Here is a 24010-nt window from a genome sequence, read left to right on the forward strand (position 1 = left end):
GCCATCGCGGCACCAGCGGAGCTGCAGGCTTACCCCGCAGGTCGATATACTACCCCTCGCGCACGGCGACAAGGACGCGCGGACGATGCGTGAGATCTTCTCGCACCTCAGCGCTGGCCCATCCGCCCTGGGCGCGCACCAGCTCGGCTGCGGTTTCCACGTTATCCTCGAAGAGCTCGCAGCAGAGCATGCCGCCCGGCGCCAGCGCGCGCGGCGCCAGCTCAAGGATGCGACGGAAGACGTCCAGGCCGTCCTCTCCCCCATCGAGCGCGAGGCCCGGCTCATAGCCGATGACCTCCTGCGGAAGCGTGGGCACGACAGCCGAGGGGATGTAGGGCGGGTTCGAGACAAGCACCGAGAACGTGCCCATGAGCTCCGGGTCGACGGCAGCGGCCAGGTCACCATCCACCACGCTGACCGCGTGTTCGAGTCCCAGCGCATCGCGGTTGCGCGTGGCGAGCGCCACGGCTTGGGGCGAGAGGTCCGTGGCCACCACGCGAGTTCCGGGGCGCTCGCTCGCGATTGAGAGCGCGATGCAGCCGGTGCCGGTGCCAATCTCGAGCACGCGACAACCGGGCTCCACCAGCACTGGCGGGGCGGCCGGGGCAGCGGGCTCGGTGGGCTCGGCCGGCTCGGCGGGCTGGCCGTCGGAGGCAGCGTCTGTCTCGCCGTGCTGGTCGCTTTGGGGCGAGGCCTCCTCTTCGCTCTCGTCCTCTACTGGCGCGGGAACGTCGCCCAAGATGGCCGGGAACGTAAGCGAAGCCGCATCGACGCCCTCGAGGGCGGCGTCGACCAGAACCTCCGTCTCGGGCCGCGGGATGAGCACGCCACGCTCACAGTGGAGCACGATGTGGCGGAAGGGCATCTCGCCGGTCACGTATTGCAGGGGCTCGCCGCGACCGCGTCGCACCACGGCATCGTGCATGGCGTCTAGCTCGGACGGAGTGAGCGGCTTGTCGAAGTTCATGTAAATCTGGACCCGAGAGAGCCCGGTGACATCACTTATCAGCCACTCCGCAGAGAGCCGCGGGTGCTCGTCGCCCTTGCGCTCGAGGTACCCACGCGTCCAGTCGAGGATGCGCCTGACGGTCCACGTCTCCTGCCGAGATTGGGACACTCTTCCTCCCTAATCGAGTGATAAGTCATCGAATCATAGCGCAACCGGAGGGATGGGCCGTTTGGAATCCCCATGTCCTCCCCTGCAAGGGTATGCCTGCCCAAAATTTGCGGTTGACGGCCCATTTTGGGCGGATCTCCGAGTACGAAAGCGCTAACTATTTGCGGAGCCCCTGGTAGAAAAATGGCACCCGCGGGGTGATACTAAGCTGGACCCCAAATTTGGGCCGTCAACCGCAAATTTTGTGCAGCGCACTAAAACGTTCATCGTTATGTTGCCTTGGCCGGGGACCTATTTCCCTTCGAACGCTTTAGCGCCGCTCACGCAAGCGCGCCAGCGGACTCGGTCCGGCTGGCGCGCGAAGAAACACCCGATGATTGTGAAGATGCTACGAGGGAAACCGCCCCCGCTCACACCGCCTGCGCGAGCTTCTCGGCGCGGTCTGCCGCTGCAAGGGCGTCAATCACGGTGCCCAGCTGGTCGCCGAGAAGCACACCGTTGTACGTAGAGTTGAAGCCGATGCGGTGGTCCGTGACGCGGTCCTGCGGCTGGTTGTACGTGCGGATCTTCTCGGAGCGGTTGCCATGGCCAATCTGCGAGAGACGCTCGGCGCCCTGCTCGGCCTGCTGCTTCTCGAGCTCGGCCTCGTAGAGGCGGGCGCGCAGCATCTGCATGCAGACCTCGCGGTTCTGGATCTGAGAGCGCTGCTCCTGCGACTGCACCACCGTGTTGGTGGGGATGTGCGTGATGCGCACGGCCGAATAGGTCGTGTTGACGCCCTGGCCGCCAGGACCGGACGAGCAGTACGTATCGATGCGCAGGTCCTCGGGCTTAATCTCGATGTCAATCTCGTCGGCCTCGGGCAGCACCGCGACGGTGGCCGTTGAGGTCTGGATGCGGCCCTGGCTCTCGGTCTTGGGCACGCGCTGGACGCGGTGGACGCCACTCTCGTACTTCATGACGGAGTAGACCTTCTCGCCCGTAACTTTGAACTCGATGGTCTTGAAGCCGCCTGCCTCGCCGGGGCTGGCGTCGAGGACCTCGGTCTTCCAGCCGCGAGACTGAGCGAAGCGCTGATACATGCTAAAGAGGTCGCCGGCAAAGATGGCCGCCTCGTCGCCGCCCACGCCGGCGCGAATCTCGACGATGGTGTCCTTCTCGTCGTTGGGGTCACCGGGAATGAGCATGTACTTGACGTCTTCCTCGAGGGCGGGAAGCTTGGACTCATTATCGGAGATGTCTGCCTGGAGCATCTCCTTCTCCTCGGCGTCGGACGCCTCGTGGAGCATCTCCTTGGCGGCCTCGATGTCATCGAGGGCCTGGAGGTACTCGCGCGCCTTGGCCACGAGGGCGGCCTGGTCGGCGTGTTCCTTTGCGATGCGCGCGTACTCCTTGGGGTCGGAGACGACGGCCGGGTCGACCATCTTCTGCTCCAGCTCCTCGTACGCGGCAATAATCTTCTCGAGCTTGTCGCGCATGGCAGTTCTCCTTGCAGGTGGGCCGCGGCGCACGATGGACGTGCGGTGACGCGACATGATTAGTCAGCATTGCAAAGTCTACCACCGCAGGGGTGTTTCGATTCAGCCGGGCGCGCCCCACACGCGCGACGCACATGAGACAAAGGGAAACTCCCTTTGTCTCATCGGTCGGCGAGCTTCTCGCCCATGAGCAGGCCCATCACCGAGGCCATCATGAGGCCGCGGGTCCAGCCAGAGGAGTCGCCCAGGCAGTGGAGGTGCTGGACGTTGGTGTCGAAGTTCTCGTCCATCTGGACGCGGTTGCTGTAGAACTTGACCTCGGGCGCGTAGAGCAGCGTCTCGTAGGAGGCAAAGCCCGGAACCACGCGGTCGACGGCCTTGATGAACTCGATGATCTCGACCATGGGGCGCATGGGCATGGCGGCGGTGATGTCACCAGCCTCGGCATCAGGGAGCGTGGGCACCACGTTGGACTGCGCAAGCTCCTTGGGCCAGGTGCGCTTGCCGTCGAGAATGTCGCCAAAGCGCTGCACCAGGATGTGGCCGGCGCCCAGCATGTTGATGAGCTCGCTAACGCGCTGCGCGTAAGCAATGGGCTGGTTGAAGGGGTGCTTGAAGTTAAGCGTGCAGAGCACCGCCACGTTGGTGTTGGGGCTCTTGCGGTCCTTGTACGAGTGGCCGTTCACCACTGCCAGGCCACCGTCGTAGTTCTCCTGGCTCACAAAGCCGCCGGGGTTCTGGCAGAAGGTGCGCACCTTGTTCTTATACGGATTGGGATAGCCGATGAGCTTCGACTCGTAGAGCACGTCATTCACGCGCTCCATGACCTCGTTGCGTACCTCCACGCGAACACCCACGTCAACGGGGCCCGCCACGTGTCCAATACCGTGCTCCTCGCACATAGAATCGAACCAGCTGGCGCCACGACGACCCGTGGCGACGATCGTCTCTCCGGCAACGACGCGCGTCTCGCCGTCACGGTTGCGCACCACAAGGCCACGGCACACGCCATCCTCGATCACGACCTCCTCGCACTCGGTCTCGAAGAGGATGGTCACACCGGCGTCAAGCAGGTGCTTCTCGATACGCGCATAGAGCTGCTGGGCCTTCTCGGTGCCTAGGTGGCGAATGGGGCAGTCCACGAGCTTGAGGCCCGCGCTAATGGCGCGGCGGCGAATCTCCGCAACCTCGTCGGCGTGGCCAAGGCCCTCGACGTGCGGGTCAGCGCCAAAGTCGAGGTACATCTGGTCAACGCGGTCGATGGTGTCCTGCGCGAACTGGTGGCCGATGAGCTCGGGCAGGTCGCCGCCCACCTCGCGCGAGAGCGAGAGCTTGCCGTCCGAGAAGGCACCGGCGCCCGAGAAGCCCGTGGTGATGCGGCACGGTTGGCAGTTGACGCAGTGGCCCACCTTGGCCTTGGGGCAGCTGCGCTTCTCGACGGGTAGCCCCTTCTCGACGATGGTGATGGAGCGCGTGTCTCCCTTGCCGATAAGACCGAGCGCGGTGAAGATACCGGCCGGACCAGCGCCGACGATTGCGACGTCCGTGCGGATGGTGGTAGTTGTGTCTGCCATGTTCCCCTTGTTCCTCTCCGCAAGGGGCCCGTACCGTGGGCGCGTCCCTTGCGTACTCATTTTGCCCCATTTGGGGGCTGAAGTCTTTGATGCAGCGCGATCCGGCAGGTCTCGGTTTCACCCAGCAGCTCCGCCCTTATAATAGTCAAGCTTCGCACCAATCGGCCTTCCACCGAGAAGCCCTAGTGCCTAGTAAATGGTTGGCGCGCTATTACCCAAACGAGCCGGAGGCCACACCTAACCAGACGCGGCCCCCGGCTTGTCATATTTCCTTAGGCAGATTCTTGTATACACCCTGCCTATGTCCAACCCGAACAACCTCGATAAGCAGCTTTCCTTCGTTGATTGTCGCAAGAATCCTGTAGCTACCAACCCTGTATCTCCAGCCATTCTTCGTTCCCTTGAGCGCCTTGGAACCAGGAATTGCTTTGGGATTCTCACGGCTTGTGAGATTGTCATCGACCCATTTGAGAATCATTAACCGTTGTTTTATCTCGATGGAAAGCAGCTCTTTTATCGCGATGCGAGACCACTCGACCTCGTAGCTCATTCGGCTTCCATTGCCATGCGCTTGACTTCATCCATCGAGTAACGCATGCCATCGTCCGCGGCCAGAGCGTCCTCGTATGCCTGGCGGTCAGCAGCGTCCTCGACCATCTCAAGCGCCGCCTCGCGCACCACATCAGAGAACGTCCTGCCAACAAAGTCGGCATATGCCTGAATCCAAGACTTCTCCTCCGGCTCGAAGCGGATGGTCGTTGCCTCCATTGCCATTTTCGTTCTCCTCCAATCGTATTTCCTTGTAATACGATTATACCCAGTCGTACTCCGCTAAAACGTGAGCTTTAGCTGAGACGAATTAGCCGATTGTGCCAACTGGGGAATTGGTACCGGAGGACGCTCTCCGCTCTCGCGCAGAGACGCTAGAAAGTTGGGCATACTGGCCAGAAGTCAGCCGCGCGCATGAGCCAGTCGCGCAGTCAGGAGGATTCATGGCCATCCAGAAGCCCGAGCCGCTTGTAATCGGGAACAAGGCGTTCTACACCCTTACCTCGTACGGGCCGGTAGACGTGGAGGTGCACGTTGTTCGCACAACGGACGAGGAGGTAGGGCTTGCTATCCAGACTCTGGTGCGCGAGGCAGGCGGCACCGAGAAGGACCTCGCAGACCCGGCGTGGGTCGCAAGCCACTTTGACGGCCTCGAGGACGAGCAGCGCCTGCGCGAGCAGACCCGCGCATACCTCAGCTCGCTGAGCGAGGACTCCGCCGAGGAGCAGAAGGCCAACGCGTGTCTCGACGCGCTTGCCGAGCGCCTGTGCCAGTCGGTGCCGGCCGCACAGGTGTCGCAGGTGAAAGACGCGCTGTTCCAGGACATCGCGCAGCAGATCGCCACGACCGGCCAACCGGTTGAGGCGGTTCTCGCACAGATGGGCATGCGACCCGACCAGCTGGATTCGATGCTCCAGAGCGAGGCCGTGAAGGAGGCCGAGCACGAGGCGGCGCTCGACGCCTATGCAAGCGAGAAGAAGATCAAGGTCGACGAGACCGAGCTCCCACACCTGTTGCAGCTCTCCCCCACCGACGCGCAGGCGCTCATCGCTCGCGCAAAGGCGGCGGGCCAAATGGACCAGCTCGTTGATGCCGCCCGCCGCACCAAGGCCCTCGAGGCCGTGGTGTCCGAGTGCCACTGCACCTACGTGCAGGAGACCGAGGCCGAGGCCAAGAAGCGCCTGGGAGAGGTGGCGGCTGTCATGCAGCACCGAGAGGAGCTGGCGCGCAAGGCGGCCAGTGCGGCCGAAAAGGACAGCGACAGCCCAGCAGGCAGCGGCGCGAACGGCAGCTCCGGGCTCAAGCTCGTGTAGCGCGCCCAGCACCGACAGCGGTAACGCAACGGGGAGGCCGACCAACGTCGACCTCCCCGTTTTTGTTGCGCTATGAGGGAGTGCTACTCAGCTGCGGGAGCCTCGGCAGCGGCCTCGGCCTCGGGCTCTGCGGGAGCCTCGGCGGCCTTCGCGGCAGCCTTGGCAGCCTCTGCCTCGGCCTTCTTGGCGTACTCAGCGGCACGCTTGGCCTTCTCGGCAGCCTTGGCCTCCTTGGCGGCCTTGCGGGCAGCCTCGAGCTCCGCGGCCTTCGCGGCCTTGGCAGCCTTGGCGGCCTTCTCGGCATCGAGCCTGGCCTGCGCGGCGCCGCCGAACTTGTTGGCGAAACGCTGGACGCGGCCGCCGGTGTCGACGAGCTTCTGCTGGCCGGTGTAGAACGGGTGGCACTTGTCGCAGAGGTCGATGACGAGCTCGGGCTTGGTGGAACGCGTCTTGAACGTGTTCCCGCAGGTGCAGCGGACGGTGCACTCCACGTAGTTAGGATGAATTCCTTGCTTCATTGCAGGACTCCTTTTGTCGGTCCTGGTTTCCGACCAGGACAGGGGTGGTGATATCTTGGCACGGATTGCTCCGTCCAAGACGGTCAAGCTCTCGGAGTATAGCAAATCGCGCGTCGACGGTGTGTGGAGAATCGCTGACCACGGGCGGGTCGAGGCCGCAGCACCGGGCTTCTCCCAATCCGGACCCCGACCCCCGCGACAGCAACGGGCTTCTCGCATTCCAGCCCCCGCCCCCCGCCACAGCAACGGGCTTCTCGCCCTGCCATGCGCGGAGATTAGCTCCTTTTCTTGATCTGGTCCGACGTTTGCCCAGGTAGCGCTAATCGCCATTAAGAAAAGGAGCTAAACTCCGCGACGAGGGGGCCCGCAGGTGGGAGCAAGGCCCCCCAAGCCGAGATCCTGCCGCAGCGCCCCTCCAAAAGTGAACACGTTTTCAATTCGTGGGCCACCGGCGCGACGTTTCCCCAGGGGCCGCGGGGCGCTCATTGAAAACGTGTTCACTTTTGAGCGAGGGGAAGGGGAAAGGGGCGGGAGCAAGGGCGAGCGGGGGTGGGCCGTGGCGCGCCGAGGGCACCGCGCGCCAGGGCAATCGCGAGCAGACCGGCACCGTGTGTGTTCTAATGGCATCGGGGACCAAACACGCCGCGAGCCGAGACGTGCCCGCTGCCGCCCCAGCAGCTCTTGCCAGGAAGGACGCCCATGTTTCTCGCGATTGACGTTGGCAACACCCAGACCACGCTCGGCCTCTTTGACGAGGACGGCAGCGTGGCGCACGGCTGGCGCATGGCGACGAGCCACACGGACACCTCGGACATGATCGACGCCCGCCTGCACGGCTACTTCAACAAGGACGGCCTAGACCAGGCGCGCGTCACTGCCGCGGGCATCGCGTGCGTGGTGCCTGTGCTCACGCGCGCATGGTACAAGTGCCTGCTCGACCGCACGGGCACAGAGCCGCTGGTCGTGACCCCCCAGACGGACTCCGGCATGCGCATCGACATGCCCGACCCCACCCAGGTTGGTGCCGACCGCATCGCCAACGCCGTGGCCGCACGCCTCACCTACGGCGCGCCGGTCATCGTGGTGGACTTTGGAACGGCAACAAACATCGATGTTGTCGACGCCGCGGGTTCCTACCGTGGCGGCGCCATCTCGCCGGGCCTCATGCTCTCGGCGGCGGCGCTCTTCTCGCGCGCGGCCAAGCTCTCCAGCGTGCCCATCGAGGCGCCCGCCCACGCGCTGGGCGAGACAACCGAGGCAGCCGTGCAGTCGGGCATCGTCGTGGGGGCGGCAGCACAGGCGGAGGGCCTGGTGGCCCGCATCAAGCGTGAGCTGGACATACCAAACGCACCCGTGGTGGGAACCGGTGGCCTTGCGCGCACCGTGAGTGCGGCGACCAATCTCTTCTCGGCCGTCGACCCCGACCTCACGCTGCGAGGCATCCGCGAGATCTGGCTGCACCAGCAGCGCTAGTGCCGTAGGCAACCCGCGCCAGGTCGAGATGCGCGTCTCTACTGCGCCGCGCGGATGGACGCCTGCTCGGGCGAGACCTCGACCTCGCCGCCAAGCTCGTTTCTCACCGTGGCGCGCCCCCACACGTCGACGCCCGCAAGGGTGCCCCGCATGGCCACGCGACCGTTGGGATACACCAGCTCGACAGGCTTGCCCACGAGCGCCACACGATCGAAGTAGTCCGAGAGCACCGGAGCAAGCGGGCCCGCAACGGCGCGACCAGCGCCCACGGCAGCAGCCCAGGCGTCCACACGGGCGAGAATGGCGCCGCATACGGCGTCTGCGACCTGCTCGTCTACCGGCAGCGCGTCCGCGTGCGCCCCGCCCGCGACGTCGAACGAGAGCGAGCACACCACGAACATGCCCTCGGCGTACCCAGCGCTGGTCCGCACGCGCGCAACCAGGCCCGCACCGTCCTCGCGAACCACGTCCGCCGGCCAGCCAACGCCCACGCCGGCAACGCCAAGCCGCTCAAGCCCCTCGCAGGCGCCAAGCGCCGCAACGTAGGGCACACCCGAGAGACTACCCATACCAACCTGCGGCCGCAGCACGCAGGCAAGCTCAAGCTCCCCCCCCTCGCGATGCGAGAAGAGCTCGCCGTGCGGCGCGCCCTCGCGCGCACGCTCCAAGGCCTGCTCGGCAGCTACTCCCATACGATCTCCCCAAGGTCATCAGTCACGTGGCCAACGCGATCGTCCGGGTCAACCACGTTCACGCCGGAATGGCGCAGGAAGCGCACGGGGTCGTGCATGAGGTCCTCCATGGGCACCAGCACAAAGTCGCGCTCGCCAAGGCCCGGGTGCGGCAGCGTGAGGCGCTTGCCCGCGTGGGTCTCGCCCTCGACCCACACTAGGTCGCAGTCGATGGTGCGCGGACCGTGGCCGGCCTCCTCCGGGTTGCGCTCGCGGCCCAGGGCGTCCTCTACGGCAAGCAGCTGCCCCATGAGCACCAGGGGGTGCAGCTCGGTGCGAATCTCGGCCACGGCGTCCGCAACCGGCGTCTTTATGCCGTAGGCAGGCTCCGTCTCGTACGCGTGGCTCACCGAGACCACACAGGTAAGCGGGATGTCATCGATCATCTGGACCGCACGGGTGATGTTGGCGAGACGGTCGCCCACGTTGGACCCAAGCGCCACAAAGCCCTGGCGGGAGTCCTTGTGCGAGACGGCCCAGAACGCGTTCACGGCCTGCGCCGTGCCGGCAACGTCGTGAACGCGCAGGATGCGTGCGCCGTTCTGAATGGAGGAGATGCAGATGCCGTACGTGGCGGGGTCCATCTGGCCCGGCTGCACGGCACCAGCAATGGCACCCACGAAGCGCCTGCGCGAGACCGCCGCAAGCAGCGGGTAGCCCATCGAAGCCATGGAGCGCGTGGCGCGCTGGATGACCACGTCCTCATCGGCAAACTTGTCGAAGCCCGCGCCCGGGTCTAGGCAGATGCGGTCGTGTGCGACGCCCGCGCGCATGAGGGTGCGAGCCTGGTCGCCGAGAAAGCCCATCACCTGGCGCATGATGGGCGCCTCGTCCGGCAGCGTGAAACGGTGCTGCGAGGCCATGGGGCGCGGCGCTGCAGAGCGCGTGGGGCGCGAGTCGTCGAGAAGAACCTCGCGGCGAGGCGTATGCGAGCCGAGCCCCGCATGTTCCCAGTGCATGACCACACAGCCGCAGTCGGTCTCGGCAGCAACCTGCACCATGTCCGGGTTGGTGAAGCCAGTGACGTCGTTCACGATCGAGGCCCCAAGGCGCACACACATCTTGGCCACATCGGGGTGGCGCGTGTTCACCGAGACAATGGCGCCAACGGCGACAAGCGCACGGACCACAGGCACCACGCGCTCGGCCTCCTCGTTGGAGGCAAGCGGCTCCTGGCCGGGAAGCGCGGGCGCTGCTCCCACATCGACGATATCTGCGCCCTCGTCGAGCATCTCGAGGCCACGCTCGGCGGCGGCCTTGGTGTCGACGCCACCCTTGCCGTCCGGGAAGGCCTCTGGGGTCACGTCGAGAATGCCCATGATGCGCGGGCGCGCGAGCGAGAGCTCGTGCGAGCCGACGAGCCAGGTTGCATAGTTCTCTCGGAGCACAGACATCGACCTCCCGTTGACGGCGCCGCGCGAGAGCGCGACGGGGGTAGCACGCGCCGCCCCGCATTCAGGCTATTGTAGCGTGTGGGTTTGGGTGCTAGAAGTCGAACGCCTTCGCGATGTCGCAGGCGCACACAAGGTTGGCGGCGCCATCCTGCGGCGTGGGCTGCTTGTTGACAATCACGAGGTCATCGCCCTGGAAGTACTGCACGAGGCCAGCGGCGGGGTAAACCACGAGCGAGGTTCCGCCCACGATGAGCATGTCGCAGGACTGGATGGCCTCGGCTGCGCCCACAAGGGTCTTCTCGTCCAGCGACTCTCCATAGAGCACCACGTCGGGCTTGATGCGCCCGCCACACTCTTCGCAATGCGGCACGCCCGTGGTCCCCATGATCCACTCGGCCGAGTACACGTGCCCGCAGCTCTGGCACACGTTACGGTGCACCGAGCCGTGGAGCTCGAAGACGCGCCTCGAGCCAGCCGCCTGGTGCAGGCCGTCGATGTTCTGCGTGACCACGGCGGTGAGCTTGCCCTCGCGCTCCAGCTCGGCCAGCTTGTAGTGGGCCTGGTTAGGCTTGGCCCCCAGGGCGATCATCCGCGTGCGGTAGAAGTCGAAGAACTCCTCGGTGTGCGTGAGGTAGAACTCGTGGCTTAGCATCTCCTCGGGCGGGTACTTGAATTTCTGATGGTACAGGCCATCCTCGCTCCGGAAGTCCGGGATGCCGCTTGCCGTCGACACACCTGCCCCGCCAAAGAACACCACGCGCTTGGCACGCCCGACCCTCTCGGCCAACTCCTGGGCTGCCTCACGCGCGTCCGAGACCACCTTCGCACCAGACATGGGCTACTCCCTCGACGAATGGGTAGAAGAACAGTTCCGATGCTAGCACCGAGAGGAGTGGTTTCCATGACCGACCAGTCACAGCGCGAGGACGACCCATCCGAGCGTATGGCCGAGAAACCCCAGGCCACCCAGCCCGAGAGCGATGCAGCCAAGGAGGGGAAAGCGGCGCCGGCACCTGCGGCTTCACCCGCAGCCCTCGAGAACAACGTACACGGCTGCGCCCTGGTCATCGAGGGCGGCGCCATGCGCGCAAGCTACGTATCGGGCCTGGTGAATGTCCTTCTCGAGCAGGGCATCTACTTTGACTACGTCTGTGGGATCTCGGCCGGCGCAACCGTCGCCACCAACTACGTCTCGCGCGACATGGTGCGCACCAAGCGCTCGTTTGTGGACTTTGCGGCAAACCCCCAGATGGGCGGCATGAAGTCGTTCCTCGACCGACACGGCTTCTTCAATGCCGACTACGACTACCTGGGCTGCATCGAGGACGGCTCGATGCCGTTTGACTGGCAGACCTTCCAGGCCAACCCCGCTCGCGTGCGCATTCAGGCGTTTCAGCGTGACACCGGTCGCACCGTCGTGTGGGGGCGCGACCACATGCAGACGCTCGAGGAGCTCATGGCGTGCGTGCGGGCAAGCTCGACCATGCCAGGCATCATGAATCCCATCGAGGTAGACGGCCATGTCATGCTCGACGGCTCGCTTGGCGCGGGCGCGGGCCTCCCCAACCACATCGCTGAGGACGACGGCATCGAGAAGCTCTTCGTCATCACGTCTCGCCCCGCCGGGTACCGCAAGCACGAGCTCTCCCCCGTGAGGCGCCGCGGCATCATACACATAATGAAGGACCATCCCTACGCGAGAAACGCCATGCTCACGCGGCCCGAGCGCTACAACGAGGAGCTTGCGCACCTGGAGGAGCTGGAGAAGTCCGGCCGCGCGCTGGTGGTGAGGCCGCGCGAGATGCCCGTCTCGCGCACCACCCGCGACGTCAAGGAGCTCGAGCACGCCTACCTGCTTGGGCACGAGCAGGGCATCGCCGAGCTGCCGCGCTGGCGCGAGTTCCTGTTTGGCGAGTAGGACGTAGGGCTAGGGCTCCCAGTCCGACAGCGCGGAGGCGCTCGTCCTCGTAGCGCCGTGTTTCTCGCCCCGTGGTGCTGGGGGCTCTCGCCCAGCCACCCCGGGCCTCCCCTATAATCCAGACGGTAAAACGTCTTATGGGAGGCTCTGATGGAGCTTAAGAGCAACGTCTTTAATTGCGCGCTGTGCTTCGAGGGGGGCGGCTACCGCGCTAGCTACACCGCGGGGTTTGCCAACGTCCTGCTCGAGAATCGTGTGTACTTTGATTTTGTCTGTGGGATCTCGGCGGGTGCCAGCCACACGGTCGACTACCTGAGCCGCGACCAGACACGCGTACGCGACGCCTTTATCGCCCTGGCGGACCAGCGCCCCAAGGCGGGCGGCGTGCGCTCGATGCTCATGGGGCACGGCTACTTCAACGCGGACTACGACTACGTGGGTGCGGCGCTCGAGGGCTACATGCCCTTTGACTTTAGGGCCTTTGCGGCCAACCCCGCGCGGCTGGCCATCCAGAGCTTCGAGGCCGACACGGGCAGGACCGTGGTGTGGGACAAGTCCGTCATGGGCGCGGCCATCCCCATGATGGAGCACGTGCGCGCCAGCTCGACCCTCCCCGGCGTCATGAAGCCCATCGAGGTCGACGGCCACGTGATGTACGACGGCGGCCTGGGTGAGGGCGCGGGACTCCCCACGCACATGGCAGAGGACGCGGGCTTTGAGCGCCTGGTCATGGTGTGCACGCGTCCGGCGGGCTATCGCAAGGTGGCGCCCACCAACCGCGAGCTGAGGCTCTACCACGTTATCTCGCACGGCAACGAGGCCGTTGAGGCAGCGCTTGCCACGCGCTGGCAGCGATACAACGACGCGATGGATCACCTGGAGCGCCTCGAGCGCGAGGGGCGTGCATGGGTCTTCAGGCCGGACGTGATGCCCGTGCGCTCCACCACCATCGACAAGCCCAAGCTCGAGGAGTCCTACGCCATGGGGCACGAGCAGGCCGAGAGGGACTTCCCGCGCATGATGGAGTGGCTCCGCGGATAGTTGGTGCGGGGCCGACGCTAGGCGCCCTCTGCGCCTACAAGCGCGAGCAGATCTGCCGGACACAGTGCCGGCACAGGGGCGTGGCGGAGTAGGGCCTGGTCCGAGGTCACGAGCCAGTCTGCCTTCGAACGGGTTACTGCTGCCATGACCAGGCAATCCTCGACATCGTGGTGTACACGCAGGTAGCGTTCGGCAAGCCAGAGGTCGGATTCATCTGCCCCAACAGCCGTGGCAATGGTCCGCAGGTTTGCCAAGCAGTCCAGCGAGAAATCCCTAGCAACGGCCGCGGTCTCTTGGTCCACCTGACGTCCCATGCGTCTGAACTGCTCTTTGGCACTCGCCTGCAGGATGTAGGCAAGGTCTTGGAGCGAACCCATCGCGTAAAGCAGACGGGCCTCTGACTCCTGGGCATATGTAAGCAAGCGAACGGCATCGGCATGCCCCGGTCTAAAGGGCAGGTAGCTGTCGAGCCAGACGTTTGTGTCCAGCAGCAGGACATGCGGTGTTGCGCTCACTGGGTGCCACCGCCAAAGCGCGCGAGCAGCTCCTTCTCGAGCAGTTCCGCGTCCGAGCTGTGTGGCGTGGCATCCTTCTCGGCAGCGTTCGCGTCGAGGCCCAAGCGACCGCATGCAGCCGAGAAGAGGCCCCATCCCTGGTGGAGGGGGTTCTCGTTAGGGCTTTGGTCTGTCCCAGAAGCAGGCACAGTAACAGCGAAGAGCTGCTCAAGGGCATCAATACCCGCGGGACCCGACGCCGCAAGCCGCCATACGGCGCGCACGGCCTGAGTTGGGCTCACGCCCATCGCGGCAAGGCCCGCATCGCCAGCATCTCTCAACGCCTTGTCCATGCGCACATTGATCTGCACAGATGCTGCGGTGTTTGACATGACTTGCCTCCAAAGCGCTGTTGCTAGACAGTATAGCATAGTGCTGCGCTGAGGTCGCCTTACGGCACATGTGCTACGCTTTGAGAAGCATTTACGACTACCAGACAGACCCGCGCGGCCTTGCTCCGCACGTATCACCAGAAGAGGACACATGATGGCAGACACCACTCGCAGCCTGCGCTTTGTTTCATGGAACGTAAACGGCCTTCGCGCCGTGCTCAAAAAGGAGCCCAGCTTCATCCAGATCTTCGACACGCTGGGCGCAGATGTCTTTGCCCTGCAAGAGACCAAGCTCCAGGAGGGCCAGGTCAAGCTTGACCTTCCCGGCTACCACCAGTACTGGAGCTATGCCGAGCGCAAGGGCTACTCGGGCACGGCCGTCTTCACGCGCGAGGAGCCGCTGCAGGTTGTGCGCACGATTGGCTCGCCCGTGGCCGACGACGAGGGCCGCGTGTGCGCGCTTGAGTTCCCCAAGCTGTGGTTTGTCGACGTGTACACGCCAAACTCCAAGAACGGCCTTGCGCGCCTGGACGAGCGCATGGAGTGGGATGCGCGCTACCGCGACTTTCTCACCGAGCTTGCCCAAGACAAGCCGGTTGTGACCTGCGGCGACTTTAACGTGGCACATGAGGAGATCGACCTTGCGCGCCCCGATGACAACCACGAGAGCGCGGGCTTCTCGGACGAGGAGCGCGAGAGCTTCACCAAGCTGCTTGAGAGCGGGCTTGTGGACACGTTCCGCGAGCGCCATCCGGACCTTGCCGGTGCGTACAGCTGGTGGAGCTACCGCATGCGCGCCCGCGAGCGGGGCATCGGCTGGCGCATCGACTACTTCCTGGTCTCCCCGCAGCTCATGCCCAAGGTGACCGGCACGGCCATCCTGGACGACGTGTACGGATCGGATCACTGCCCCATCGAGCTGGAGTTGGAGCTGTAGGGCGGCCTCCGGCGGCCGTTTGGTCGGCGAAGGGGCGCTCGCGGGGAGCGGCCCCGGGCTTACGCTAAACCAAGCAGCACCCCGATGACGTGCACGGCAAACGCCACCACCCATGCCACGCCACACTGGAGCAGTACCACGTACAGCGCGTAGCGGCCGTTGAGCTCGTTACGCACCGCGGTGATGGCCGCCACGCACGGCGTGTAGAGCAGCACGAATACCAGGAACACAAAGGCCGAGAAGGGCGTGAAGAGCGTGGCCAGCGCGGCGGGGGTATCGCCCACGAGCACGGTGAGCGTTGCCACGACGGACTCCTTGGCGGCAAAGCCGGTCACCAGCGCCGTGGAGGCACGCCAATCACCAAAGCCCAGCGGCGCAAAGATGGGCGAGATGGCCGAGCCCATGATGGCAAGCAGGCTCTGCGACTGGTCGGACACCATGTTGAGACGCACGTCAAAGGTCTGCAGGAACCAGATGGCAACGCTTGCCAGGAAGATGATCGTAAACGCCCTGGTGAGGAAGTCCTTCGCCTTGTCCCAAGCCAGGCGAAGCGTGGTTCCGGCACTGGGCATGCGGTAATTCGGGAGCTCCATCACGAAGGGCACCGGCTCGCCCTTGAAGGCCGTGTGCTTGAGGACCAGCGCCACCAGCACGCCAACGAGCATGCCAATCACGTAGAGCGAGACCATCACGAGCGGCGCGCCCTTTGAGAAGAACGCGGCGCACAGCAGGGTGTAGACCGGCAGCTTGGCCGAGCAGCTCATGAACGGCGTGAGCATGATGGTCATCTTGCGGTCGTGCTCCGAGGGCAGCGTGCGCGTTGCCATGATGGCCGGCACCGAGCAGCCAAAGCCCACCAGCATGGGGACAAAGCTTCGGCCAGAAAGGCCAATCTTTCTCAGCAGCTTGTCCATCACAAAGGCCACGCGCGCCATGTAGCCGGAATCCTCGAGGATCGACAGTAGGATGAACAGCGTCACAATGATGGGGAGAAACGAGACGACCGTGCCTACGCCGGTAATCACGCCGTCAATGACCAGCGAGTGAATCACGGGGTTCACGCCTGCGGCGGTGAGCGCAGCGTCGATGGCACCGGAAGCCGCGTCAACACCTGTGGCCATGAGGTCCGAGAGGTTGCCGCCAATGAGGTCGAACGTGAGCCAGAACACCACGACCATGATGCCAATGAAGCACGGGATGGCCGTGAAGCGCCCGGTGAGCACGCGGTCGATGCGCGCGGAGCGCTCGTGCTCGCGACTCTCCTGCGGCTTCTTGACGCAGCGGGCGCAGATGGACTCGATGAACGAGAAGCGCATGTCGGCGAGAGCCGCAAGGCGATCTGAGCCGGACTCCTCCTCCATCTGAGAGATGATGTGCTCTACGGCGTCGAGCTCGTTCTTCTCGAGACCAAGCGCCTTGATGACCAGCTCGTCGCCCTCGATGAGCTTGGTCGCGGCGTAGCGGTCGGGCAGGCCGGCGCGCTCCGCGTGGTCGGAGACGAGCTCGCCGATGGCGTGAATGCAGCGGTGGACGGCGCCGCCATCGGGACCGTCCGGGCGGCAGAAGTCAATGCGACCCGGACGCTCGCGATAGCGGGCAACGTGGATGGCATGCTCGACCAGCTCGTCCACGCCCTCGTCCTTGGCGGCGGAGATGGGGACCACCGGCACGCCCAGGAAGGACTCCAAGCCGTTCACATCCACGGATCCGCCGTTCTCCGTGACCTCGTCCATCATGTTGAGGGCCACGACCATGGGAACGTCGAGCTCCATGAGCTGCGTAGTGAGGTAGAGATTGCGCTCGATGTTGGTGGCGTCAACGATGTTGATGATCGCGTCGGGCTTCGAGTCGATGATGAACTGACGGCTCACGACCTCCTCGCCTGTGTAGGGCGAGAGCGAGTAGATGCCCGGAAGGTCCGTGACGGTTGCCTCGGGGTGGCTACGCATCTGGCCGTCCTTGCGGTCGACGGTGACGCCGGGGAAGTTGCCCACGTGCTGGTTAGAGCCAGTAAGCTGGTTGAAGAGCGTGGTCTTTCCGCAGTTCTGGTTGCCAGCCAGAGCAAACGTGAGGGGCTTGCCCGCCGGAACCACCTTCCCCGCGGCGCGGGGACGAAGCTTTCTCTCGCCGATGGCCGGGTGGCTCGTGACGCCCGAGGCCACCTGCAGCCGGACCTTCTCATGCGCATCATGGACGTTCTCAAGCGAGATCTGGGCCGCGTCTGCTGCGCGGATGGTGAGCTCGTAGCCTCGCAGGCGAATCTCAAGCGGGTCTCCCATGGGTGCGTACTTGACCATGGTGACCTCGGTACCCGGCGTGAGGCCCATATCAAAGATGTGCTGACGCAGGGACTTCTCGTCGCAGTCTACCGAGCGAACGACGGCGTCCTTGCCAATCTCGAGCGTATCGAGTGTCATTGCTCTCCTTGCGAAGGCCGCCGGACGCGGGCGCCTTGCGGCCGATTGGGGGTTTCAGTCTGTTTGGGCTAACTTTACCCCGTTTGGAGAGCGCGTGTGCTGGCGAGCGCGGTGGCGAGAAGGCCTCCCCTATTCCGCCATAGGACCTATCGCGGACTCGACAACGCCGGCAAACGTGGCAGCGTCGCGGCAGGCGACAAGCTCCTGGGGGAAGTGCACCTCGTCAAACAGGGCATCTGCGGCCTCGTGATGGCCCACAAGCGACGAGACGTGCGCGTCCGAGCCAAACGAGACGCTCACGCCCAGCTCGGCGCAACGCTCGACAATCTGGCGGCACCGCTTGTAGGAGCCCGCACGCTTCTGCGCGATGAGGCTCGACTCGTTGACCTCGATGAGCTTGCCGTGCTCCTTGACGGCACCAAGCACCGTATCCAGGTCAAAGTCGAGGCCCGTGCGACCAACGTGACCAAGGATAAGCACCTTGGGGTCCTCAAGAACGCGCAGGTACATCCGGGTGATCTGCTCGCGCGAGGCGCCCTCGGTGAAGTCCTTGTTGTGGACGCTCGCAATCACGTAGTCACACTGCGCGAATGCCATCTTCTTGAGGCTGTGGGGATGGCGATACGCGCTGCCATTGCTCCCCTTGTCGAAGAAGATGTCGTGGCCAAAGATGTTGCCGTCGAGGTCGATGATGTCCGCCTCGCAGCCGCGGAGCAGGCGCACCCCGTGCCACCTGCGTGGCCAGGCCCACAGGTTGAGAAAGTACTGCCAGTCCTGGATGGTCTGCTGAGAAAACAGCATGCTTGAGTAGTGGTCGGTGACACCGAGAAGCTCCATGCCCTGGGCGGCAGCGGCGCGAACATCCTCCTCGAGCGTCGAGTACGCATGGCGCGAGAAGAGCGTGTGGCAGTGCGTGTCGCAGAGGATTTGCCTGCCGGGGGTTGGCCGGAGTGCGGAGGCCGCCGGTGCGGGGACGGCGGCGGATCCAGCAGCGTTCGCTCGCGGCTGGCCAAGACCGAACGACGTCCGGGGCGAGGCCTGGTAGGCGTCACAGGCCGCCGTGTCCTTCTCGACCGCACGGAGCTTCTCGCCGGGGCGCTCGCACACGTTGCGCGTGCGCACGATACCCGTGCGTTCTCCAAAGAAGATGCAGTCTCCGCAGGTGTTCCCAGACGTGCGAGGCGTCATGCTCGGCCCCCTCCTGGCAGGTTTATGTGCGGCGGACGCACACCCGGTGTGGGAGTACGCCCGCCGCAGACACTTACTTGTAGCTCTCGGCCAACTTCTTCCATGCGGGCATGGAGTTCACGATGGTCTCGTAGCTCACGCAGTAGCCAATGCGCACCCAACCCGTGCAGCCAAAGCTATCGGACGGGACGGGCAGGAGCTCGAGGGACTTTGCGCGCTCGAAGAACGCGTTGGCGTCGGGCTCGAGGGCCTTGACCCACAGGTAGAAGGCGCCCTGCGGCTCGATGTAGTGGTAGCCCAGCTCGGAGAGGCCGCGGGTGAGCGCCTCGCGGTTGCGCGCGTAGGCATCAACATCGGAGGGCACGTCGCAGCAGTCGGCAATCACGCGCTGGAAGAGCGCGGGCGCGCAGACGAAGCCCAGCGAGCGGCCGGCGCCCGCGATGGCGGGAACAAGTCGGTCGTGGTCGGGGTTGGTGGGTGGCACGAGCACCCAGCCTATGCGCTCGCCAGGAAGCGAGAGGCTCTTGGAGTACGAGTAGCAAACCAGCGTGCGGTCGTAGATTGCCGGGACCCAGGGGACCTCCACGCCGTAGGAGATCTCGCGGTAGGGCTCGTCGGCCACAAGGTAGATGGCGGTACCGAGGGCATCCTCGCGCTCGTGCAGGACGTCTGCCAGCGCGGCAAGGTTCTGCGCCGAGTAGACCGAGCCCACGGGGTTGTTGGGCGAGTTGATCACGACGGCCTTCGTGCGCGGGGTGACGGCGGCACGCACGGCCTCGGTGTCAATCTGGAAGGTCTCGGGGTCTGCCATGACCTCGACGCATGTGGCGCCGGCGGTCTCAATCCATACGCGGTACTCGGGGAAGTACGGGGCAATCACGATGACCTCGTCGCCAGGGTTGACCACCGCGTGGAAGCTGATGGAGAGCGACGCCGCCGCACCGCAGGTGAGATAGAGGTCGCCGGCGGCAGCGGTGTTCTCGCCATAGCGACGGCAGAGCGACGCGGCGAGCTTCTCGCGAACAAAGGGCAGGCCAGCGGCCGGGGTGTAGCTGTGGAGCTGCGTGGGCGGCAGCTGGAGCGAGCGCTCGATGGACTCGCGGACCGCGTCCGGCGAGGGGATCGACGGGTTGCCCAGGCTGAAGTCAAAGACGTTCTCAGCGCCAATCTGCGCCTTGCGCGCGGCGCCGTAGGCGGCAATCTCGCGGATGGACGACTTGGACGCCCCGTAGGCGTAGTTCTTCTCGTTAATCGTCATTGGTGTTCCTCTCTGTGGGGTCTTGCTCAGGGGCGTCGGGCGCGGGGGCATCCTCCGGCGCGGCGACAACCTCAGCGCTGTCTGCTGCGCCATCAGCAGACTTTTCGGCCTTCTCAGGGTGTTTGGCCAGGTATTCATCCCACGTGCCGTCGAGCAGCGCGTTCACAGCCTCGCCCTCGACGGTCTCGCGCTGGAGCAGAACCTCGGCCATGGTCTCCATCCGCGGCCGCCTGGCCTCCAGGACCTCGCGGGCGCGGGCGTGGGCCTCGCGCATGATGCGCTCGACCTCGTCGTCGATGCGCTTGGCGGTCTCGGCCGCGTAGTCGTTGTGCTGCGCGTAGTCGCGGCCAAGGAAGACCTCGTGCTGCGCCTCGCCAAAGACCTGCGTGCCCAGCTCCTCGCTCATGCCGTAGCGCGTGACCATCTCGCGGGCCAGCTTGGTGGCGCGCTCGAGGTCGTTGCTCGCGCCAGTGGTGATGTCGTCACAGAAGAGCTCCTCGGCTGTGCGGCCGGCGAGCAGTACGGCAATCTGGTCGAGCATGCCATCGCGCGTCTCGAGGAAGTGGTCCTCCTCGGGCATCTGCATGGTGTAGCCAAGGGCCTGGCCGCGGCTCACGATCGAGATCTTGTGCACCGGGTCGGAGTTCTCGAGCACGTGGCCGACAAGTGCGTGGCCGCTCTCGTGGAACGCAATGACGCGGCGCTCCTTCTCAGTGATCACACGGCTCTTGCGCTCGGGGCCGGCGATCACGCGCTCCATGGCCTCCTCAACCTCGTCCTGGCCGATCTTCTCCTTGTGCCTGCGCGCGGCGAGAAGCGCGGACTCGTTCATGAGGTTTGCGAGGTCTGCGCCGGTGAAGCCCGGCGTGATCTTAGCGATTGCGGCAAAGTCCACCGTGCTGTCAAAGGGCTTGTTGCGCGCGTGCACGCGCAGGATCTTCTCGCGCCCCTTGACGTCCGGGCGGTCCACGGTCACGCGACGGTCAAAGCGGCCGGGACGCAGCAGCGCCGGGTCGAGAATGTCCGGGCGGTTGGTTGCGGCAATGAGAATGACGGCCGAGTTGTCCTCGAAGCCGTCCATCTCTACCAGCAGCTGGTTCAGGGTCTGCTCGCGCTCGTCGTGGCCACCGCCCAGGCCGGCTCCACGCTGACGTCCCACGGCGTCGATCTCGTCGATGAAGATGATGCAGGGCGCGGCTGCCTTGGCCTGCTTGAAGAGGTCGCGCACGCGGCTTGCGCCCACGCCCACGAACATCTCCACGAAGTCAGAGCCGGATATCGAGAAGAACGGCACGCCCGCCTCGCCAGCCACGGCCTTGGCAAGCAGCGTCTTGCCCGTGCCCGGGGGCCCCACAAGAAGCACGCCGTGCGGAATCTTTGCGCCCATCTTCTGGTAGCGCTCGGGCTCGCGCAGGAAGTCGCGTACCTCCTTGAGCTCTTCCACCGCCTCGTCGATGCCCGCGACGTCGGAGAACTTGACCTTGGGACGCTCCTCCTCGGTGGTCTGCGCCTTGGTCTTGGCGAAGTCCATTGTGCGGCCGTTCTGCTCGCTCATGCGGCGCATGTAGTAGACGAAGACGCCCACGAGAAGCAGCGTGGGCACAACCGAGAGCAGGACGGTCTCCCAGGCGCTGCCGTCCGAGGTGTCGATGGTGAACGACGTCTCGGAGTGCTTGGCCATGAGCTCTTCCAGCGAATCCGCGCCCACGTAGTAGCTCTTGAACTTCTTGAGCTTGGACTTGTCGCCCAAGTCGTCCTCGCTCGTCCAGTAGTCACCCGAGATGCTGCCGTCCGAGGTCTTAAACGTGACCGAGTTCACGCGGTCGTCCTTGACCGCGGTCACGAACTCGTTGGTTGCCAGCGTGTCCACGGTGTCCGAGGAGGAAAGCGGACTCTGGCCGGTGGAGAAGGCCAAATACGCCACGATCGCCACAATGATGAGCAGCGTCACCAGGAAGCTGCGCTGGTTCTGCGGGCCGCGGTTGTCACCTCCCGGGGTGGGGAGCTTGTCGAGCGGGTTGTTGTCTGACACGAAAACGTCTCCTTGCGATTGCTTTCTGGGGCCGGGGCGCTACTTGGTGTAAACCTCAGGCTTGAGGATGCCCACGTAGGGCAGGTTGCGGTAGCGCTCGGCGTAGTCCAGGCCATAGCCCACCACAAAGGCGTCGGGCACGTGCGCGCCCACGTAGCGCGGGGTGACGGCCGGCGTGTGGTTGGGAATGTCCTTGATCGAGAAGGCCGCGATCTCGATGGACGCGGGTTTTCTCGACTGCAGGAGCTTCACCAGGTAGGACAGGGTAAGACCGGAGTCGAGAATGTCCTCGGCCACAATGACGTGGCGCCCCTCGACCTTTGTGTCCAGGTCCTTCACGATGCGCACCACGCCCGAGCTCTTGACGCCGTCGCCGTAGCTGCTCACGGCCATGAAGTCCACCGAGCACGGCACGGTGATGGCGCGCATGAGGTCTGCGGTGAAGACGAAGGCCCCACGCAGGACGGCCACGATGAGCGGGTTCTTGTCGGCGTAGTCCTCGGAGATCTGACGCCCCATGCGGGACACGATCCGGTGGATGTCCTCCTCGCTCAGGACGACGCTCTCCACGTCAGGATGCATCTCTGCCATTGCGATCCTCCACTCCCGACGGGCGCTCGCCGCGCTTCTCGGCCTGCGCGCCGTCTATGCTGTTCGGAGACTCAATTCTAGCAAGTGTGAGGTGCGTGGCGTGCAGCGAGCGCGCTCGTCGGCCCTGATTCCTGCAACCCACACCACGGGGCCGGTGGGCGAGGTGCGCACCACGGGCACCAGCGGGCGCTCGGCCGCCGGGATGCGGGCCTCGTTGAGAAGGTCGGAGACCTTCTTAGACTGGCCGTGCATGCCCAGGGGGCACAGGACGTCGCCCGGGTGCGGGGAGTCGACCCAGAGCCGGCCGCCCAGGTTGGCGTCGATGCCACAGGCAGAAGCATCGAGAAGAACCGAGGTGCCGGCCCACTCGCGGCCGTGCGAGAGGGCAAGCGCCGGGATGTCCGCGCCGTCCGGCGCCGGAAGGAGGCGCGCCGAGAGGTGCGTGGACGCGCGGCCCGGGCGCGGGTCCCCCAGGGGGAGCTCGCCGGGGACCTCCAGCCAGCCGGCGAAGTCGCCGGCCTTTGGCGCGTGGGCACGCAGGAAGAGCAGGCCGTACTCGACGCGAGCCTCCGCGCCCATGGGGATGGACGCCGAGCCGGTGCCTGCCGCGACGAGCGAGAGCACCTGGGCGATGTGGCGCGCCTCAAGACGGGCCTCGGGGCAGACCTCGAGGATGGCCGCGCGCACCACGCGTCGGGCGATTGCGACCTCACAGGCAGAGAGGCGCGCGGCGTCCAGCGCGAGGGCGCCCTCCCCCGTGCGGCGCGTGAGGTCGCGCAGGGTGCGCGCGGCGACGGCGGTGAGGTAGGCGTCCTCGTCCGAGAGGATGTCGCAGGTGGTCGAGAGGCTTGCCACCACGCGCGGGTTTCTCCGTTCAAGCACCGGCATAACCTCGTGGCGCACGTAAGCGCGCAGGTAGCGCGTGTCGGCGTTTGTGTCGTCCTCGCGCCACACGATGCCGCGCATGCGCAGGAACTCGCAGAGCTCGTCATGCGTGCGGTCGAGCAGCGGGCGAACCACGCGGTTGCGTCGGCGAGGGATGGACGAGAGACCCGAGGCGCCGGTGCCGCGGATGGCGTTCATCACGAAGGTCTCGGCGCGGTCGTTGGCCGTGTGGGCAGTGAGGATGCGCGCGGCCGAGCGAGGCGTGCCAAGCTGGGCCGAGAGCTCGTTGGCCAAGCGGGTGGCTTCGCTGTAGCGCACCTCTCGGCCGGCATTCTCTACGTTGCCGTCCGGGGACGCCGCTGCCAGCGCGGCCACGTCCACGCGGCGGATGGTGCAGGGGATGCCGTAGCGGGCGGCGAGGTCACGAACAAACTCCTCGTCCTCGTCGGCGTCGATGCCGCGCAGGCGATGGTTCACGTGAAGCACGTGGAGGCGCTCGCGGGCGATGCGTGCGCGGCCGCGGCCGTCTTCGATGTTCAGCGCGGAGGTTGCCGCCAGCACCAGAAGGGCTGTGGAGTCCGCGCCGCCGGAGACCATGAGGATAACGGGAGCGCGCAGAGCGTCGTCGGTGCTGCGGGACGGTCGCTCGAAGGGGCTGCCGGAGCCGGCGTCCCCCGAGCCGTATCTACGAGCAACGCTTGGCATGTGCG

At 65.4% G+C, this 24010-nt stretch carries 22 protein-coding genes; 5 read left to right on the forward strand and 17 right to left on the reverse strand.

What is annotated here, in order from left to right; translation table 11 throughout:
* Positions 1 to 49 precede the first annotated feature (49 nt).
* The 5 genes from AUL39_RS00090 to relB form a co-directional block, all read right to left on the reverse strand.
* Entirely contained in the window at positions 50 to 1117 is a 1068-nt protein-coding gene (locus AUL39_RS00090; RefSeq protein WP_059052423.1) for a N5-glutamine methyltransferase family protein, read from the reverse strand.
* A 410-nt stretch (positions 1118 to 1527) separates the two neighbouring features.
* Complete coding sequence (gene prfA, locus AUL39_RS00095) at positions 1528 to 2595, reverse strand: peptide chain release factor 1 (protein ID WP_032110000.1); 1068 nt, start codon at positions 2593 to 2595, stop codon at positions 1528 to 1530.
* Positions 2596 to 2756: 161 nt separating this feature from the next.
* A complete protein-coding gene (locus AUL39_RS00100) occupies positions 2757 to 4169 on the reverse strand; it encodes an NAD(P)/FAD-dependent oxidoreductase (RefSeq protein WP_059052425.1) in 1413 nt (470 codons plus the stop codon).
* A gap of 262 nt (positions 4170 to 4431) precedes the next feature.
* Positions 4432 to 4719 (reverse strand): type II toxin-antitoxin system RelE family toxin, encoded by a 288-nt coding sequence (locus AUL39_RS00105; RefSeq protein ID WP_059052427.1) that lies wholly within the window; start codon positions 4717 to 4719, stop codon positions 4432 to 4434.
* Positions 4716 to 4943, reverse strand: a complete 228-nt coding sequence (gene relB, locus AUL39_RS00110; protein ID WP_059052429.1) for a type II toxin-antitoxin system RelB family antitoxin — start codon at positions 4941 to 4943, stop codon at positions 4716 to 4718. Before relB ends, AUL39_RS00105 begins: the two co-directional genes overlap by 4 nt.
* Before the next feature lie 218 nt (positions 4944 to 5161).
* On the opposite strand from relB, the gene AUL39_RS00115 reads away from it, so the two are divergent.
* The gene (locus AUL39_RS00115) at positions 5162 to 6031 is read left to right on the forward strand and encodes a trigger factor (RefSeq protein ID WP_059052431.1); all 870 of its coding nucleotides are present in this window, start codon (positions 5162 to 5164) and stop codon (positions 6029 to 6031) included.
* Positions 6032 to 6114: 83 nt separating this feature from the next.
* Here AUL39_RS00115 and rpmE read toward each other — a convergent pair whose 3' ends face one another.
* Positions 6115 to 6549, reverse strand: a complete 435-nt coding sequence (rpmE, locus tag AUL39_RS00120) for a 50S ribosomal protein L31 (RefSeq protein WP_059052433.1) — start codon at positions 6547 to 6549, stop codon at positions 6115 to 6117.
* Between the two features lie 699 nt (positions 6550 to 7248).
* On the opposite strand from rpmE, the gene AUL39_RS00125 reads away from it, so the two are divergent.
* Positions 7249 to 8022 carry a type III pantothenate kinase gene (locus AUL39_RS00125; RefSeq protein ID WP_059052435.1) on the forward strand — a complete coding sequence of 258 codons (774 nt, stop codon included), beginning with the start codon at positions 7249 to 7251 and terminating at the stop codon, positions 8020 to 8022.
* 38 nt (positions 8023 to 8060) lie between these two features.
* On the opposite strand, the gene AUL39_RS00130 is transcribed toward AUL39_RS00125, so the two are convergent.
* From AUL39_RS00130 to AUL39_RS00140, 3 genes are all read right to left on the reverse strand, one after another.
* Entirely contained in the window at positions 8061 to 8714 is a 654-nt protein-coding gene (locus tag AUL39_RS00130) for a hypothetical protein (protein ID WP_059052436.1), read from the reverse strand.
* Positions 8705 to 10141 carry a 2-amino-4-hydroxy-6-hydroxymethyldihydropteridine diphosphokinase gene (gene folK, locus AUL39_RS00135; protein WP_059053986.1) on the reverse strand — a complete coding sequence of 479 codons (1437 nt, stop codon included), beginning with the start codon at positions 10139 to 10141 and terminating at the stop codon, positions 8705 to 8707. The genes AUL39_RS00130 and folK overlap by 10 nt, the downstream gene beginning before the upstream one ends.
* Positions 10142 to 10238: 97 nt before the next feature.
* On the reverse strand, positions 10239 to 10982 hold the full coding sequence (locus tag AUL39_RS00140) for an NAD-dependent protein deacylase (protein ID WP_059052438.1): 744 nt from the start codon (positions 10980 to 10982) through the stop codon (positions 10239 to 10241).
* A 66-nt stretch (positions 10983 to 11048) separates the two neighbouring features.
* Here AUL39_RS00140 and AUL39_RS00145 point away from each other — a divergent pair, with 66 nt between their 5' ends.
* Both AUL39_RS00145 and AUL39_RS00150 read left to right on the forward strand, forming a co-directional pair.
* Positions 11049 to 12065, forward strand: a complete 1017-nt coding sequence (locus AUL39_RS00145; protein WP_235810709.1) for a patatin-like phospholipase family protein — start codon at positions 11049 to 11051, stop codon at positions 12063 to 12065.
* A 150-nt stretch (positions 12066 to 12215) separates the two neighbouring features.
* Positions 12216 to 13106: a patatin-like phospholipase family protein gene (locus AUL39_RS00150; protein ID WP_059052440.1), complete on the forward strand. Its 891-nt coding sequence runs from the start codon at positions 12216 to 12218 to the stop codon at positions 13104 to 13106.
* A 17-nt stretch (positions 13107 to 13123) separates the two neighbouring features.
* Here the strand turns inward: AUL39_RS00150 and AUL39_RS00155 are convergent, their stop codons facing one another.
* A complete protein-coding gene (locus tag AUL39_RS00155) occupies positions 13124 to 13621 on the reverse strand; it encodes a type II toxin-antitoxin system VapC family toxin (protein WP_059052442.1) in 498 nt (165 codons plus the stop codon).
* Positions 13618 to 13992 (reverse strand): hypothetical protein, encoded by a 375-nt coding sequence (locus AUL39_RS11155; RefSeq protein ID WP_059052444.1) that lies wholly within the window; start codon positions 13990 to 13992, stop codon positions 13618 to 13620. Before AUL39_RS11155 ends, AUL39_RS00155 begins: the two co-directional genes overlap by 4 nt.
* Positions 13993 to 14146: 154 nt before the next feature.
* Between AUL39_RS11155 and AUL39_RS00165 the strand changes: the two genes are divergently transcribed.
* Positions 14147 to 14929, forward strand: a complete 783-nt coding sequence (locus AUL39_RS00165; protein WP_059053990.1) for an exodeoxyribonuclease III — start codon at positions 14147 to 14149, stop codon at positions 14927 to 14929.
* Positions 14930 to 14988: 59 nt separating this feature from the next.
* Here the strand turns inward: AUL39_RS00165 and feoB are convergent, their stop codons facing one another.
* The 6 genes from feoB to tilS all read right to left on the reverse strand — a co-directional run bounded on the left by feoB (position 14989) and on the right by tilS (position 24005).
* The gene (gene feoB / locus AUL39_RS00170; protein WP_059052446.1) at positions 14989 to 17346 is read right to left on the reverse strand and encodes a ferrous iron transport protein B; all 2358 of its coding nucleotides are present in this window, start codon (positions 17344 to 17346) and stop codon (positions 14989 to 14991) included.
* Between the two features lie 129 nt (positions 17347 to 17475).
* Entirely contained in the window at positions 17476 to 18534 is a 1059-nt protein-coding gene (locus tag AUL39_RS00175) for a phosphatase (protein ID WP_235810710.1), read from the reverse strand.
* Positions 18535 to 18607: 73 nt separating this feature from the next.
* Positions 18608 to 19792: a pyridoxal phosphate-dependent aminotransferase gene (locus tag AUL39_RS00180; protein WP_059052448.1), complete on the reverse strand. Its 1185-nt coding sequence runs from the start codon at positions 19790 to 19792 to the stop codon at positions 18608 to 18610.
* Positions 19782 to 21824, reverse strand: a complete 2043-nt coding sequence (gene ftsH, locus AUL39_RS00185) for an ATP-dependent zinc metalloprotease FtsH (protein ID WP_082667149.1) — start codon at positions 21822 to 21824, stop codon at positions 19782 to 19784. The genes AUL39_RS00180 and ftsH overlap by 11 nt, the downstream gene beginning before the upstream one ends.
* A gap of 39 nt (positions 21825 to 21863) precedes the next feature.
* Positions 21864 to 22415, reverse strand: coding sequence for a hypoxanthine phosphoribosyltransferase (gene hpt / locus AUL39_RS00190; protein ID WP_059052450.1), 552 nt, complete (start codon positions 22413 to 22415; stop codon positions 21864 to 21866).
* Positions 22416 to 22469: 54 nt separating this feature from the next.
* Positions 22470 to 24005, reverse strand: a complete 1536-nt coding sequence (gene tilS, locus AUL39_RS00195) for a tRNA lysidine(34) synthetase TilS (RefSeq protein WP_082667150.1) — start codon at positions 24003 to 24005, stop codon at positions 22470 to 22472.
* Positions 24006 to 24010 lie beyond the last annotated feature (5 nt).

It is taken from the genome of Tractidigestivibacter scatoligenes, from assembly GCF_001494635.1.
GTDB lineage: Bacteria > Actinomycetota > Coriobacteriia > Coriobacteriales > Atopobiaceae > Tractidigestivibacter > Tractidigestivibacter scatoligenes.